Source organism: Bradyrhizobium sp. CB82, from assembly GCF_029714405.1.
In the GTDB taxonomy this organism is placed as follows: Bacteria; Pseudomonadota; Alphaproteobacteria; order Rhizobiales; family Xanthobacteraceae; genus Bradyrhizobium.
Map to the genome: position 1 here is coordinate 612786 of NZ_CP121650.1, position 12794 is coordinate 625579.

Consider the following 12794-nt stretch of genomic DNA (forward strand, 5'->3'; position numbering starts at 1 on the left):
CATGCTCGAACTCCAGGCCATCTCGAAACGGTTCGGCGCCCTCGTCGTTGCCGACGCGATCGACCTGACGCTGTCCTCCGGCGAGGCGCTGGGCGTGATCGGGCCGAACGGCGCCGGCAAATCGACGCTGTTCAACCTGATCACCGGGCTGCTCCGGCCCGATGCCGGCCGCATCGTTCTCGATGGCGCCGACATCACGGGTCTCTCGCCCGAGGCGCGCTGTCGCGCCGGCCTCGGGCGCTCGTTCCAGATCCCGCAACCGTTCGACCATCTCTCGGTGTTCGAGAACCTTGCGGTCGCCGCGCTGTTCGGCGGCGGCCTATCGAAGGCGGATGCGATCCAGCATTGCGGCCGCATGCTCGATCTGACCGGCCTTGAAGCCAAGGCCAATCGGCTTGCGGGCAGCCTGCCGCTGCTCGATCGCAAGCGGCTCGAACTGGCGCGGGCGCTCGCCACCAGGCCGCGCACGCTGTTGCTCGACGAGATCGCGGGCGGCCTCACCGATGCCGAATGCCACGAACTGGTCGAGACCATCCGCACCATCCATGCCGAAGGCGTCGGTATCATCTGGATCGAGCACGTGGTGCATGCGCTGCTTGCGGTGGTGCAGCGGCTGGTCGTTTTGAACTTTGGCAAGGTCGTCGCCCAGGGCGCACCAGCCGAGGTGATGCGCTCGCGCGAGGTCGAGACCATCTATATGGGCGTGCCGGCATGACCGCGCTGCTCAATGTCACGGCGCTCGATGCGTTCTACGGCGACTTCCAGGCGCTGTTTGGCATCGACTTCGAGTTGACCGAGGGCGAGGCGGTCGCAGTGATCGGCGCCAACGGCGCCGGCAAGTCGACCATGCTGAAATCGCTGGCGGGGCTGGTGAAGAACCGTCCCGATGCGATCCGCCTCGAGGGACGGGCGATCGGCGATGCGTCCGCCGCCAGCATCGTCCGGCTCGGCCTCGCGCTGGTGCCGGAGGGGCGCCAGCTATTTCCCTCGCTCAGCGTCGAGGAGAACCTCCTGATCGGCGCCTATGGCGGCGAACGCAGCGCACCGTGGGATCTCGCCGCGGTCTACCGCATGTTCCCGGTGCTGAAGGAGCGGCGGCGCGGCGCCGTCACCGCGCTGTCGGGCGGGCAGCAGCAGATGGTCGCGATCGGCCGCGCGCTGATGTCCAACCCACAGGTCCTGCTGTGCGACGAGATCAGCCTCGGCCTCGCGCCCATCGTGGTGGAGGACATCTACCGCATGCTGCCGCAGATCCGCTCCGGCGGTACCGCCGTCGTGCTGGTCGAGCAGGACATCGCCCGCGCATTGCGGGCTTCGGATCGCTTCTACTGTTTGCAGGAGGGACGGGTGACGTTGAGCGGACGGCCAAGGGATGTCGATCAGGACACCATCCGCGCGGCCTATTTCGGAGCATGAGGGAGCGATGAGCGGGTTCGACACCGTCATCGAGGGCGTGCTGCTCGGCGGCGTCTATGCGCTGTTCGCGCTCGGCCTGTCGCTGATCTTCGGCATCATGCGCCTGGTAAATCTGGCGCATGGCGATCTGATCCTGCTTGCCGCCTATCTGGTGCTCAGCGCCACCACCGCGCTCGGTCTGCCGCTTGCGGCCGCATCCCTGCTGGTCGTCATCACAATGTTCGTGCTCGGCTTCGTGCTGCAGCGGCTGGTGCTGGAGCGGGTGCTCGGCGACGACATCCTGCCGCCGCTGCTCGTCACCTTCGGCCTGTCGATCGTGATCCAGAACGGACTTCTGCTCGGCTACGGCGCCGACAGCCGCCGGCTGCAGGCAGGCGCCTTCGAATCCTCATCGGTGGCGCTCACCCCCGGCCTGAGCGTCGGGCTGGCACCGCTGACCGCGCTGGTGACAGCGGTTACCGCTGTCGCGCTGCTCCAGCTCATCTTCTATCGTACCTCGCTCGGCCGCGCCTTCCGCGCCACTGCGGATAACCCCGAGATCGCGCAGTTGATGGGCGTCAACGAGCGCAATGTCTACGCCATCGCGGTCGGACTGTCTCTCGCAGTGTCGGTGATCGCCGCTGTCGTGCTCGGTATCCGCGCCAGCTTCGATCCGTCGATCGGACCGGCGCGGCTGCTCTACGCATTCGAGGCGGTGATCATCGGCGGGCTCGGCAGCCTGTGGGGGACGCTGGCGGGCGGCATCGTGCTCGGGCTGGCGCAGGCGATCGGAGGGCGGATCAATCCGGAATGGCAGATCCTGGCCGGCCATCTCGCCTTCCTTGTCGTGCTGATGGTGCGGCCGCGCGGCCTGTTCCCGGCGAGGCGGACATGAGCGTCGAAAGCATCCATATCCCGGCAAGTCGCGAGCCGCGCCCGGCGGACGCGCCGGTGTGGCGGGTTCGGGTCGGCACACGGTTGTCGCGCGTCGCGGCCGTGGCCGGCATCGCGCTGATCGTGGCGCTGGCAGCGCTGCCCGCGATCGCCTCGCGCAACCTGATCCAGGATCTGATCTTCGTCTTCACCATGCTGACCTTGGCACAGCTCTGGAACGTGCTGGCCGGGTGGGGCGGGCTGGTATCGGTCGGGCAGCAGGCATTTGTCGGGCTCGGCGCCTATGCGCTTTTTGCCGCCATCGTGATGGCGGGGCTCGATCCGGTTGCGGCGATCCCGCTGGCCGGACTGTTCGCGGCGCTGGTCGCGGCGGTGCTCGGGCCGCTGCTGTTTCGGCTGGACGGTCCATATTTCGCGATCGGCAGCTGGGTCGCCGCCGAAGCGCTGCGGCTGATCTGCGCCCAGTTCAAGTCGCTCGGCGGCGGCACCGGGATGTCGGTCTCGCCCAGCGAGCTCTCGCAGATGCTTGGGCTGAAGGCGGTGCAGGCACTGCTCGGGTTGCGCCCGGCGGCCGCGCGTGACGTGCTGGTTTACTGGCTGGCACTGCTGCTCGCCGTGCTGGTCACGCTCGGCATCTACGCCTTCATGCGTTCGCACCACGGCCTTGCGCTCGCCGCAAGCCGTGACAACGCAGCGGCCGCGCGCAGCGTCGGCGTCCGCACCGCGCGGACTCGCCACGTGCTGTGGATCGCGGTCGCGTTCGCCACCGGCATGGTCGGCGCCATGGTTTATTTGCAGAAGGCGCGTATTTCGCCTGATGCGGCCTTCAGCGTCACCGACTGGACCGCCTATGTCATCTTCATCGTCGTGATCGGCGGGGTGCGCACCATCGAAGGTCCGGTGGTCGGCGTGCTGCTGCTGTGGGGGCTCGTCACCTACCTCGCCCAGTATGGCAGTCTCTATCTGGTCGTGCTCGGCACGCTCGCTATCCTGATCATGTTGTTCATGCCCACCGGCGTGTGGGGCGCGGCGGCTCGGCGCTGGCAATTGCAGCTGTTCCCGACACGAAGCCGGCTCGGCCGCAGCGAGTCTAGTCCAACGCCATTGTGACCGACCTTGTGTCGGGTATCCTCGTCCGTTGAGAAACGCCACCAGCGCGTCATTGCGAAGGATGTGTTCAGGCATCCAAGAGGTTTTGTAGCCTAAAAGCCGCTACCTTCGAGTGATCGACCCGCTAGGTAATTCCGCTCCTTGCTTGCCGGATGTGGCCATCATCATCGACGGTGGCATTACGAGCGCTCCTATTCTCAGAATAGTCGTCGTATCTCTTCCAGTATCGGCATGACATGGCGTCGGAAGAGCGGTGGATTCTCAATCATTGGGAAGTGGCCTAGACCGGCCATAGACGAAAAACGTGCCCCTTTGATCTGGTCAGAGAGCGCCTTACCGTGGGACGGCGGCATAACGAAGTCATACTCGCCGTTTAGCAAGTAGAGCGGCGTTCGATCGGTGCGAATCTTGTGCGCTGTTTCAGTCAGGTCATGTTCATTACAGACGTAGTACAGGTCTCCCAGCATGACCGGCGGAGCGGCTTGAGAAAAGAGCCATGTCGACTCTCGCTTGCACGCTTCTGGGCTTTCCGGGCCCATAGCGTCATACATCTGAGCGGCTTTCGCGGCGTCGCTAATTTGCGGATGAAAGAACAGCGGATTGTCAAGTCCGTGCAATTCGGCTGAGACCTCGCACCCGATAATTGCCCGAAAGGCGTCCGCGTGGGTCAGCGCAAGGTCAGTGGCAATGTAGCCCCCAAGCGAAACGCCGAGAAAGACCGGTCGGTCGAGTTCGAGCGCCGCGGAAAGGCCCAGGATGAATTCTTTTAGGAAGCTTTCGGTCAACCGATACTCTTGCTCCCACCACCGCTCGGACGAAGGTGGCAAGGACTTGCCATGGAAGGGCAGATCGTAGGCGATCAACCGAAAATTTCTCGTAATCTCTTCGTCTTCGAGAAAGAACCGCCATTGGCGCGCGTCGACCCCGGCAGTGTGCTGCAACAGGAGGGGGATTCCGCTGCCGCTTTCTTCGAAATATACGCGATAATCGACCCCTTCCACGGTCAGGTAAACGTATCGGCCGACGGCCTTGTCAAATCGAGCCATCTATCCCTGTCCATTTACGAGTGTTCTTCATAATCGCAAAGACACGGGAGAGCGCGCCGTAATAGGTCGTCCAAAGAACAACATCGCCATCGAGCGCAAAGCCCTGCCGTACGATCGCCGGCAGCATGCCGTGATGAAATGGTAATGGGACCGGCTTGAGGAATTCTAACCAGCTGCCCTCCGGGGCGGTCAGTCGAATGTCGGCAGTGGCTGTGTCGCCTGGGCCTGCTTCGATCAATGCGCCATTCTCGAACGCCAAGACCAGGTTGTTGGGTGGGAAATTTAACCCGACCTTCGCGTTCCAGTAGCGTGCTGCGAGGCGGAACTCAGGATCGGCGTTGACCTCCGCAACGAAGGCAGCTCCGTCAATCCCGCGCATCAATTCCGGCCAGCCTTCAGCCACGCTGCTTTCCCCGTCTAGAGGCTCGGACCATCGATATTGTGATCAAAGATCATATCGAGTCAAGCGGCGAGAATGGAATCTCCATGAGCAATGACAGGGTTACTGTAACGGCGCAGGTCCGGTTGGACTGACCTTGGCCCTTATTTTGGCGAAGCACAGCGTGCCGGTTACGGTTTTGGAGCAGGGGATAACCTTCGTTCCGGATGACGGCGAACTCGACCGCCACGAGCGCACCCCCGGCGACGACGCGACAGAGGCAACCGTTGCACGTGAGAAAGGATCACCTCCGCAAGCCGATCCTGGCCGAGATGGAGGTTAAACGGGTATTTCCTTTTCCCGGGGAGTGTCTAGTCGATCTTGGCGAGCACAGCCCCGCTGATGTCGCGATACTCAAACTCCTGCTTGAGCACGCCTACGGCCTGGAGGTCTTCCATCCGCCCTACTTGTCCAACCGCCTCGAGGGTCGGCGAGTGATGCACCATGGCGCAACGGGACTATCTAGTTCAAACGATAAGCACGTCGTGCCGAGCCCCGGAAAAGCGCTTCTTTCTCGCTCTGGCTGTATCCGGCAGCGAGCCGCTTGAAGGCATTCCACATCACGCCATAGCTGTAGTAGCGCTTGTCCACCGGGAAATTGCTTTCGAACATTGCGCGATCGGGCCCAAAGGCCTCAATACACGTCTCGACGTAGGGCCGCCAGATTTCGGCCAGCTCTTGCGAACCGGGCGGCGCGCTGCGCTTCTCGAAATCATACCCGAAAACATGCATCCCCATGCCGCCCAGTTTGACGTAGGCGTTGGGATTTTTACCCAACTCCTGGATGTTTTTGCGCCATTCGGCAAAGACGTCGTTGCGCCGGCCGGCGTAGGCGCCGATTCCAAGCGGAGCGCCGATATGGTCGATCACGACAGTCGTGTCGGGAAACTTTTGCGCAAGATCGGCGAGTTCCGGGATCTGATGGTGATAGATCCATGAATCGAAAGAAAGGCCGTAGCGTTCAAGACGCGCAAAGCCGCTGCGGAAATTGGAATCGAGCAGGAGGCCTTTCGGAAAATCCATCGGTGTCGACTTTATCGTGCTGTCCGCATCCCAGACGGAGCACTGGCGGACGCCCTTGAAGCGGTCGCCGCCCGCATTCAGATGCGCTTCCAGCACCGCGTCGACTTCCGGCCCTAGAAAGAGATCGGCATAGCTCACGATGCTGGCGCACAGTCGCGCTGGGCCATAGAGACCACTGGCGCTCATGGCGGCTATGCCGTTGACGAACTCGGTCTCGCCGATCGGTGCAAATTTCGGGTCGCCATCGGCGCGATACATGGAGTCGCACTGGACGAAACCGGTGGCAACGACGTTGTGGCCGCTTCCATCGATATCGGCCTTCAGCTCTTCGAGAAGGTACCGCGACCCCCGATCCCAGAGATGGTGATGTGGGTCGATGATCGGCATTTCCGGTTCGATCGGTTCTTCTCGCCGGAGCGCAAGCCAGTCTTCGTTGACGGCGAATAGAATCTGCTTTTCGGTTTCTGTTTCGCCGATCTTGGCGCCTATTTTTCCGGTCATGTCCTCTCTCCTGTCGCCGCGACCGAGTAACTGGCCGCCGTCAGTGTGTATTGCGCCCCGGTAACGAAGCTCGCGACCTGGAAGGAAAAGAAGAGCGCCGGTCCCTCAATTTCTTCGAACCGTCCAGCACGATGCATGGGCGAACCCCCTATGAATGGTCACGGTCCTTGCTCCTGCGCGACCAATTAACGGCGCCTGCCTCTTGTCCCCTTGACTTAGTGGCCGTAATCAATGATCTTTGATCACAAATTGCAGCGCAGTGTCCAGCGCGAATGTCACGGAGGCCCTTGAGGCGAGGGTGTACCCCACCGCCCCGACGAGGCACCGCATAAACGTACAAACGGCCTTGTGGGAGGATGTGATGCAATTTACCAATAACGGCTTCGACGCCTTCTGCCGCGGCGCGATCAAACTGATGGTCGCGGCCTGTTTTGGGTCGCTTGTGGCTAGTGGACCTGTCTTGGCACAGGATTCCGCGACCCCGGACCAAATCAAAAAGCTTCTCGGAATAGAGGGCCTCGATGCGAAGGCGCTTGGTACGGGACTCAAATTCCAGCTCGGCATTGTCCTGGCGCTGACAGGTCCGGGTTCCTATTACGGTCGCATCCAGGGCAACGGCGCCAAGCTCGCGGTCGAGCAGATAAAGGCGGCGGGTGGGCCCGACATCGAACTAATCTTCAAGGACCACAAATCCGCCGATGCGCAGGCTGGCGCACGCGCTGCGAGGGAACTAGGCATTGCCCGGGTGCCCGCCGCGCTCACCTCTTATGTCGGCGTCATCGGATCGATGTTCCCTGGCCTTGAGCAGTACAAGATTCTCGCGCTGGACGGTGGCGGCGGAACCAGCGATTTCGGCCAAGGCAAGCCCTACTTCTGGGGTATGCGCGCCATCGAGCCGGATGACGACTTTATCGGTGCGCTAAAGTACTGGAAGGAGACCGATCCGTCGATCAAACGCGTGTCGATGGTCTTCATCGACCAGGGGCCGATCAACGAAATCGTCACGAAGAACTTCAAGAAGGCGCTTGAGGCCACCGGCCATGAACTCGCCAGCACGGAAGTCGCGCCGATCGGTGCGACCGACTACTCGGCGACGATTGCGCGACTGAAGGCAACCAATCCCGACGCCGTCTTCATGTTCCTGATCGGCGTCGATCCCGGTTACTTCATGAAGCAGTATGCCAACGCCGGTCTCACGAAACCGACGATCGTGGCGGAATACGTTTCCGACGCAGCGCAGGTTGCCGGTCCGGTTTATGACGAGATGATTTTCGCCACCGACTGGTTCGACGCCAACAAGCCCACCAACGATTGGGCAAAGTTGTTCATCGACAGCTACACCAAGCAGTTCAACCTCAAGCCGGAGATCTATGCGGCAAACTATTACGAAGACGCGTTCGCCATCTGGGATCTCATTCGGCGGGTCATCGCCAAGGGTGGCGACGTGAACAACGGCGAGCAGCTCCAGCAGGCGTTGGTGGACGATCCGAAGTTCAAGAGCATCTACGGGGGCAAGGCGGCCGAGCCGGGTGTCATCACCCTAGATACCAAGACGCACTCGGTCACTTCACGGCCGCTCGGAGTCTATCGAGCCAACAAGGGCGATCCGGTTCCGCTGGCCTATTTCGATCTAGGTGGCGCCAACTTCATGCTGGTCAAATAACGTCCGCGTAACGCTCCCGTGCAGTTTGAGCAGATCGCACAACTCGCCGTAGCCGGCGCCATCAACGGCTGCTTCTATGCGCTGCTGGGCGTCGGCTTCGGTCTTATCCTCGGTGTAGTAGGGCGTTTTCACTATGCCTACGCGCTCACATTTGTACTCGCAGCCTACATAATGTCGGTGCTGGAAAGCTCGTTGAGCGTCTGGCCGCCGCTGGCTGCGGGAGCCGGTCTCCTCGCAGCGATGGCGCTCGGAGTGGCATTGGAGCGGTGGGTCTATGGTCCGCTTGCACGTTCCTCAGGAGCCTTGGCGCTTCTGACCGTTTTCATTTCAGCGCTCGGCATAACGATTGCCGGGGGCAACCTAATGACGTTGATGTGGACCGCGTTCAGCCGGTCCATTTATCTGTTTGAGGTGCGGCCCTTCGCGGTCGCAGGGGTGACCTTCACCACCCTCGACCTCTTCATCGTCTTCGCATCCTGGCTGCTGATCGGATTGCTGACCGTCGCCCTCAACTTCACTGATCTCGGGCGTTCCATCAAAGCTGTGCGCGGCAATCCGTTCCTGGCGCGGATCATCGGGCTCAAACCTGACCGGCTGTATCTCGTCGTATTTGCCATTGGCTCGTTCCTGTCCGGCGTCGCCGGCATCCTCAACGGCGCTCGCTTCGCCGTGGTTCCCAATATGGGCGACCGTCCGGTTGTCTTTGCCTTCGTCGTCGCGTTTCTGGGAGGAACGCGCAGTTCGCCCCTCACGGTTGGCCTTGCCGGATTGTTCATCGGACTGGTCGAGAGCTTGAGCGGTCTGTGGGTAGCGCCGCAGTGGTCGGCGCTGGTCGTCTTTTCGGTGCTCTTCATTTATCTCTCGCTTCAACCAACCGAAATCTCAGGCCTGCGCCGGTGGTTGTCGCTCGGTGCGCGTTCGCGCGGCTAGTAGGTGCAGGATGAACTTTAAAGAGCGCGGCACGTGGCCTGGAAAAATTTATTTCACCCTGTGCGGCCGGGTTGAGGTCTAGAGCGGGCATGGACTACTGGATCGACATATTCAACGTTGTCCTGATCTTCAGCATCTTCACGATCTCGCTAAATCTGCTGATCGGATACGCCGGCCAGGTATCGGTGGCGCATGCGGCGTTCGGAGCGATAGGTGGCTATGCGGCGGCATACTTGCAGGCCAATGCAGGCTTCAGCTTTTGGCCTGGCCTTGCCGCCGGCACGTTTGGCGCGGGACTGATTGGGCTCCTCATGAGCCTGCCCGCGTTGAGATTGCGGCCCGAATATCTTGTTCTCCTGACCATCGCCGTTTCAGCAATTGTCCTTGCTATCGTCGGTGCGGTTGCCGAACTCGGCGGCGCTTACGGAATCACCGCCAGCAGGCCGGCCGACTTGTGGCCGATCCCCGGCGGTCCGCTTCTATTCCCAACCCAATGGACCTTGCCGCTGATAGGATTCGCGGCGCCGACTTTCTTTGTTTGCTGGCGCATGGGGCAATCGGCATGGGGACGCGTCCTGCGCGGCATCCGCGACGACGAGGTGGCAACCCGTGCGCTCGGACACAACGTCTATATATTCAAGGTTATCGTATTCTCCGTCACATCGGCTTTCGCCGGACTGGCGGGTGTACTCCTCTTTTTTTACAACCAGATCGTCTCGCCAAGTGTTTATGGGTTGGATGTGTCGCTCAAGATTTTCGCCATGACCATCTTTGGCGGCCTCGGCAACTTCGTCGGATCAATCCTGGGAACCGCTGTCGTCCAACTCCTTCAACCCATTCTCGAAAACGTGGTCAAGTTGGAGCCTGGCAACGCGTTCCTGATCCAGCTAGTGATCTACGGCATCGGCTTGGCGATCCTGGTGCGCGTCCGCCCGCAAGGCTTGCTGCCGGAGGGGGTATCGCTGCTCCCGGCACGCGCTGCAGAACGCGTGGCGCCTCCTTCGGTGCGCTCCTCGGCGGCGACGAAAGCGGTGGACATTGGTTCCTCGCGCCCGTCGCAACTTCAGCCGCCGGCTGGCGCTGGCCCCATTCTCGAAGTGCGTGGTCTGAGCAAGCAGTTTGGCGGTATTGTCGCCTGCCGCGATCTCAGCCTTGACCTGGAAACCGGAAAAATCGCGGCACTGGTCGGGCCAAATGGAGCAGGCAAGACGACGGTATTCAACCTTTTGACGGGCGCCTTCGCAGCCGATAGCGGCAGCATAAAGCTGAACGGCCAGGAATTGTGTGGGCTTGGTCCCGACGCGGTCGCCAGAAAAGGGATGGCCCGCACGTTCCAGGACGTTCGACTCTTCGCCCGCATGAGTGCTCTGGAGAACGTCATGCTTGCCATGCGCAGGATCGAGGGAGGGAGCGGTGCCGAGAAGTTCAGCGATCTCTTCCTGCATCCACGTCGCGCCGCACGGGCCGAGCGCTCGGAGCGCGACGGCGCCATGGAGCATCTGCGGCTGGTAGGTCTCGCTGACGTGGCCGGCACGGCCGCCGGGGCGCTCTCCTATGGCCAGCAAAAACTCGTGTCCTTCGCCCGGCTAATGGCGACGGATGCTGATGTGCTTCTACTCGATGAGCCCGCCTCCGGCATCGACGCCCGCTGGGTCGATAAGCTTCTCGAGCTGGTGGTCTATGCGCGCGATCGGGGCAAGACCATCTGTATCGTCGAGCACAGTCTGCACGTGGTAGAGCGGCTGGCTGATACGGTCTTCTTCATGGAGCTCGGTCACATCACAGCCAAGGGGACGATCAGGGAGCTGACCTCCGACCCGCGGCTTGCGGAGGTCTACTTTGGCACCGTCTGATACCGGATCGGTCGCGAAGGATTCCGAGCCGATGCTTCTCGTCAAGGGTATCAGCACGGGCTTTGGCAAGAAGCGCGTGCTCGATGACGTCGGTCTGAACGTGAAGAAGGGCGAGGCGGTTGCCATCCTCGGCCACAACGGTGCGGGAAAGACGACGCTGCTCCAGGCGATCTACGGACTACAGCCGATCTGGAGCGGCTCGCTTTATTTCAACGGAAAGCCTCTCGACGATCGGCATGCGGCAAGCGACGCCGTCGCCTTGGGGATGGGCATGATTCCATCCGAAAGATTCGTCTTTCCCGACCTGACGGTCCTCGAAAATCTCCGGCTGAGTGGGCGCGGCCTTGAGGGTGTCTTACGGGAACAGCGCTTGGAGGAAGCGTATGATGATTTTCCAATTCTGAGCGAGCGCGCGCATCAACTCGCCGGGTCTCTTAGCGGCGGACAGCAGCGAATGGTGAGCTTGGCGATGGTGCTGATGCACCGCCCCCGCCTCCTCCTGCTCGATGAGCCGTCCCTCGGCCTTTCGCCTGCGATCGCAGAGCAGATTATGGCTCGGGTTCGCGGGCTCGCAAGCGAAGGGGTTTCGATCGTGCTGGTTGAGCAGAATATCGCCGCCGCGCTTAAGGTCGCCGATCGTGTTTACGTCTTACGGTCAGGAAGGATTATCCTCGAAGAATCAGCCCGCGAGCTCGAGAATCGCGGACGAGAAAAGTGGTGGGAACTGTTTTAATGCTTGCCCTCAGTTAACGATGGCACGCGATAGTTCAAACGCTGAAATTGCCGCTGCGATCTCAGCGGTGGGGGAGACGCTGAATGATCGCGTGTACCGTGGACTGACTTGCGCCAATATTCCATCGCAAACCGGCGGGTAATCTTAAGGCAGGTCTCAAGCATCCCGTGACCGCGGACCGACTGATTCGAGATTTGGAGCAGCGCAACATGCATATCAGGTTCGGCGGTCAACTGACGGTCGACCAGATTTTGGCTCGGGCGGATAGGCTGGTGTGGGGAAAGGCGGTAGCGCTCCCTCGCTACCACCTTTCCCCACATTCCTGCTCGCGGCGCGTTTATGGCGGCTTCCCCCGGGCTTTGTTTGCCGCAGACCATCGCCTCTCGATTTCTTTGACTGCGACCTTCATGCTGGGCAAATACTTCTTTGCGGCGACCTCGGGCGTCATCGACGACGAGAAAAAGATGAGGTTGAGGCTGCCGAGTACGGGGCCACCACCCGGAATGGCCAGCGCGATGGCGCTGATGCCAGCCTCCGATCCACCGACAGACGAGGCGTATCCATCTTCTTTCGTCTGCAGGAGGACTTCGTTGATGAAGCGACGATCTTTCGCCAAGCCTGCGTCTTCCTCGACAAGTGAGGCCGTCAGCGCGAGCATCTCTCGGCGCAGCGCAGGCGTCGAGGCGGCCAGGATGGCCTTGCCCAGCGCGCTCCGGACCAAGGATCTTCTGCGGCCTACCATCGAGCGGTGAACCGAGAAGGGGCTAAAGGGATGCGTGCTCTCCCGGATGAGGACCGAGCCAAGTTCGAAGACCCCGAAGTCGCTTGGCCATGAGACATCATCGAGAAGGCCGAACATCGCGGGCAGAGCCGCCTGGCTCGACAGGTCACGCGAAGACACCCCTTCGCTCAAGGTGCGCACCTGTGGCGTCAACGTGAACAAGGCGTTCGTCTCGTCCAATGTCACGTAGCCATCTCTGCGTAACGTATCGAGCAGGCGATAGCAGGTCGTCCGGTTGAGACCGGTCCTCTTCGCGAGTTGCACGACGTTCGATGGCCCGCTCGCATTGAGTTCGTTGATCAGGGCCAACCCGCGGGAAAGTGACCTGACGTTGCGGTGCATGATCGTCTCCGGACGTGTTCGCAGTGCGAACATTTCACAGACTCAGATGGAATCATAGTTCAATCGGCGGCAATCCATCCGCCG

Annotated in this window: 13 protein-coding genes; 8 read left to right on the forward strand and 5 right to left on the reverse strand. The window is 61.4% G+C overall.

All coding sequences use genetic code 11. From position 1 onward, the window contains the following. Position 1: 1 nt before the first annotated feature. Genes QA640_RS02880 through QA640_RS02895 form a run of 4 tightly spaced genes read left to right on the forward strand, consistent with a single transcriptional unit; the run spans position 2 to position 3399 of the window. Positions 2-715, forward strand: a complete 714-nt coding sequence (locus QA640_RS02880; RefSeq protein ID WP_283039273.1) for an ABC transporter ATP-binding protein — start codon at positions 2-4, stop codon at positions 713-715. Next, positions 712-1416: an ABC transporter ATP-binding protein gene (locus QA640_RS02885; RefSeq protein ID WP_283039274.1), complete on the forward strand. Its 705-nt coding sequence runs from the start codon at positions 712-714 to the stop codon at positions 1414-1416. The genes QA640_RS02880 and QA640_RS02885 overlap by 4 nt, the downstream gene beginning before the upstream one ends. 7 nt (positions 1417-1423) lie before the next feature. Then, positions 1424-2290, forward strand: a complete 867-nt coding sequence (locus tag QA640_RS02890; RefSeq protein WP_283039275.1) for a branched-chain amino acid ABC transporter permease — start codon at positions 1424-1426, stop codon at positions 2288-2290. Further along, positions 2287-3399: a branched-chain amino acid ABC transporter permease gene (locus QA640_RS02895; RefSeq protein WP_283039276.1), complete on the forward strand. Its 1113-nt coding sequence runs from the start codon at positions 2287-2289 to the stop codon at positions 3397-3399. Before QA640_RS02890 ends, QA640_RS02895 begins: the two co-directional genes overlap by 4 nt. Before the next feature lie 197 nt (positions 3400-3596). Here the strand turns inward: QA640_RS02895 and QA640_RS02900 are convergent, their stop codons facing one another. From QA640_RS02900 to QA640_RS02915, 4 genes are all read right to left on the reverse strand, one after another. Then, the gene (locus QA640_RS02900) at positions 3597-4445 is read right to left on the reverse strand and encodes an alpha/beta hydrolase (protein WP_283039277.1); all 849 of its coding nucleotides are present in this window, start codon (positions 4443-4445) and stop codon (positions 3597-3599) included. Beyond that, positions 4432-4848, reverse strand: a complete 417-nt coding sequence (locus QA640_RS02905; RefSeq protein ID WP_283039278.1) for a hypothetical protein — start codon at positions 4846-4848, stop codon at positions 4432-4434. The genes QA640_RS02900 and QA640_RS02905 overlap by 14 nt, the downstream gene beginning before the upstream one ends. 347 nt (positions 4849-5195) lie before the next feature. Next, positions 5196-5330 (reverse strand): hypothetical protein, encoded by a 135-nt coding sequence (locus QA640_RS02910; protein WP_283039279.1) that lies wholly within the window; start codon positions 5328-5330, stop codon positions 5196-5198. Between the two features lie 16 nt (positions 5331-5346). Beyond that, entirely contained in the window at positions 5347-6294 is a 948-nt protein-coding gene (locus QA640_RS02915) for an amidohydrolase family protein (RefSeq protein WP_283043099.1), read from the reverse strand. Between the two features lie 475 nt (positions 6295-6769). On the opposite strand from QA640_RS02915, the gene QA640_RS02920 reads away from it, so the two are divergent. The 4 genes from QA640_RS02920 (at position 6770) to QA640_RS02935 (ending at position 11587) form a co-directional block, all read left to right on the forward strand. Further along, complete coding sequence (locus tag QA640_RS02920) at positions 6770-8071, forward strand: ABC transporter substrate-binding protein (protein ID WP_283039280.1); 1302 nt, start codon at positions 6770-6772, stop codon at positions 8069-8071. A gap of 18 nt (positions 8072-8089) precedes the next feature. After that, positions 8090-9001: a branched-chain amino acid ABC transporter permease gene (locus QA640_RS02925; protein ID WP_283039281.1), complete on the forward strand. Its 912-nt coding sequence runs from the start codon at positions 8090-8092 to the stop codon at positions 8999-9001. 89 nt (positions 9002-9090) lie between these two features. Further along, positions 9091-10854, forward strand: a complete 1764-nt coding sequence (locus QA640_RS02930) for a branched-chain amino acid ABC transporter ATP-binding protein/permease (protein WP_283039282.1) — start codon at positions 9091-9093, stop codon at positions 10852-10854. A 31-nt stretch (positions 10855-10885) separates the two neighbouring features. Then, on the forward strand, positions 10886-11587 hold the full coding sequence (locus tag QA640_RS02935) for an ABC transporter ATP-binding protein (RefSeq protein ID WP_283039283.1): 702 nt from the start codon (positions 10886-10888) through the stop codon (positions 11585-11587). A gap of 337 nt (positions 11588-11924) precedes the next feature. Here the strand turns inward: QA640_RS02935 and QA640_RS02940 are convergent, their stop codons facing one another. Further along, a complete protein-coding gene (locus QA640_RS02940; protein WP_283039284.1) occupies positions 11925-12710 on the reverse strand; it encodes an IclR family transcriptional regulator C-terminal domain-containing protein in 786 nt (261 codons plus the stop codon). Positions 12711-12794 lie beyond the last annotated feature (84 nt).

Excerpts from the sequence above, each read along its gene's own strand:
- QA640_RS02880 (WP_283039273.1), top strand. The coding sequence starts at position 2 with ATGCTCGAACTCCAGGCCATCTCGAAACGGTTCGGCGCCCTCGTCGTT.
- QA640_RS02885 (WP_283039274.1), top strand. The coding sequence starts at position 712 with ATGACCGCGCTGCTCAATGTCACGGCGCTCGATGCGTTCTACGGCGAC.
- QA640_RS02890 (WP_283039275.1), top strand. The coding sequence starts at position 1,424 with ATGAGCGGGTTCGACACCGTCATCGAGGGCGTGCTGCTCGGCGGCGTC.
- QA640_RS02895 (WP_283039276.1), top strand. The coding sequence starts at position 2,287 with ATGAGCGTCGAAAGCATCCATATCCCGGCAAGTCGCGAGCCGCGCCCG.
- QA640_RS02900 (WP_283039277.1), bottom strand. The coding sequence starts at position 4,445 with ATGGCTCGATTTGACAAGGCCGTCGGCCGATACGTTTACCTGACCGTG.
- QA640_RS02910 (WP_283039279.1), bottom strand. The coding sequence starts at position 5,330 with ATGGTGCATCACTCGCCGACCCTCGAGGCGGTTGGACAAGTAGGGCGG.
- QA640_RS02915 (WP_283043099.1), bottom strand. The coding sequence starts at position 6,294 with ATGCCGATCATCGACCCACATCACCATCTCTGGGATCGGGGGTCGCGG.
- QA640_RS02920 (WP_283039280.1), top strand. The coding sequence starts at position 6,770 with ATGCAATTTACCAATAACGGCTTCGACGCCTTCTGCCGCGGCGCGATC.
- QA640_RS02930 (WP_283039282.1), top strand. The coding sequence starts at position 9,091 with ATGGACTACTGGATCGACATATTCAACGTTGTCCTGATCTTCAGCATC.
- QA640_RS02935 (WP_283039283.1), top strand. The coding sequence starts at position 10,886 with ATGCTTCTCGTCAAGGGTATCAGCACGGGCTTTGGCAAGAAGCGCGTG.
- QA640_RS02940 (WP_283039284.1), bottom strand. The coding sequence starts at position 12,710 with ATGCACCGCAACGTCAGGTCACTTTCCCGCGGGTTGGCCCTGATCAAC.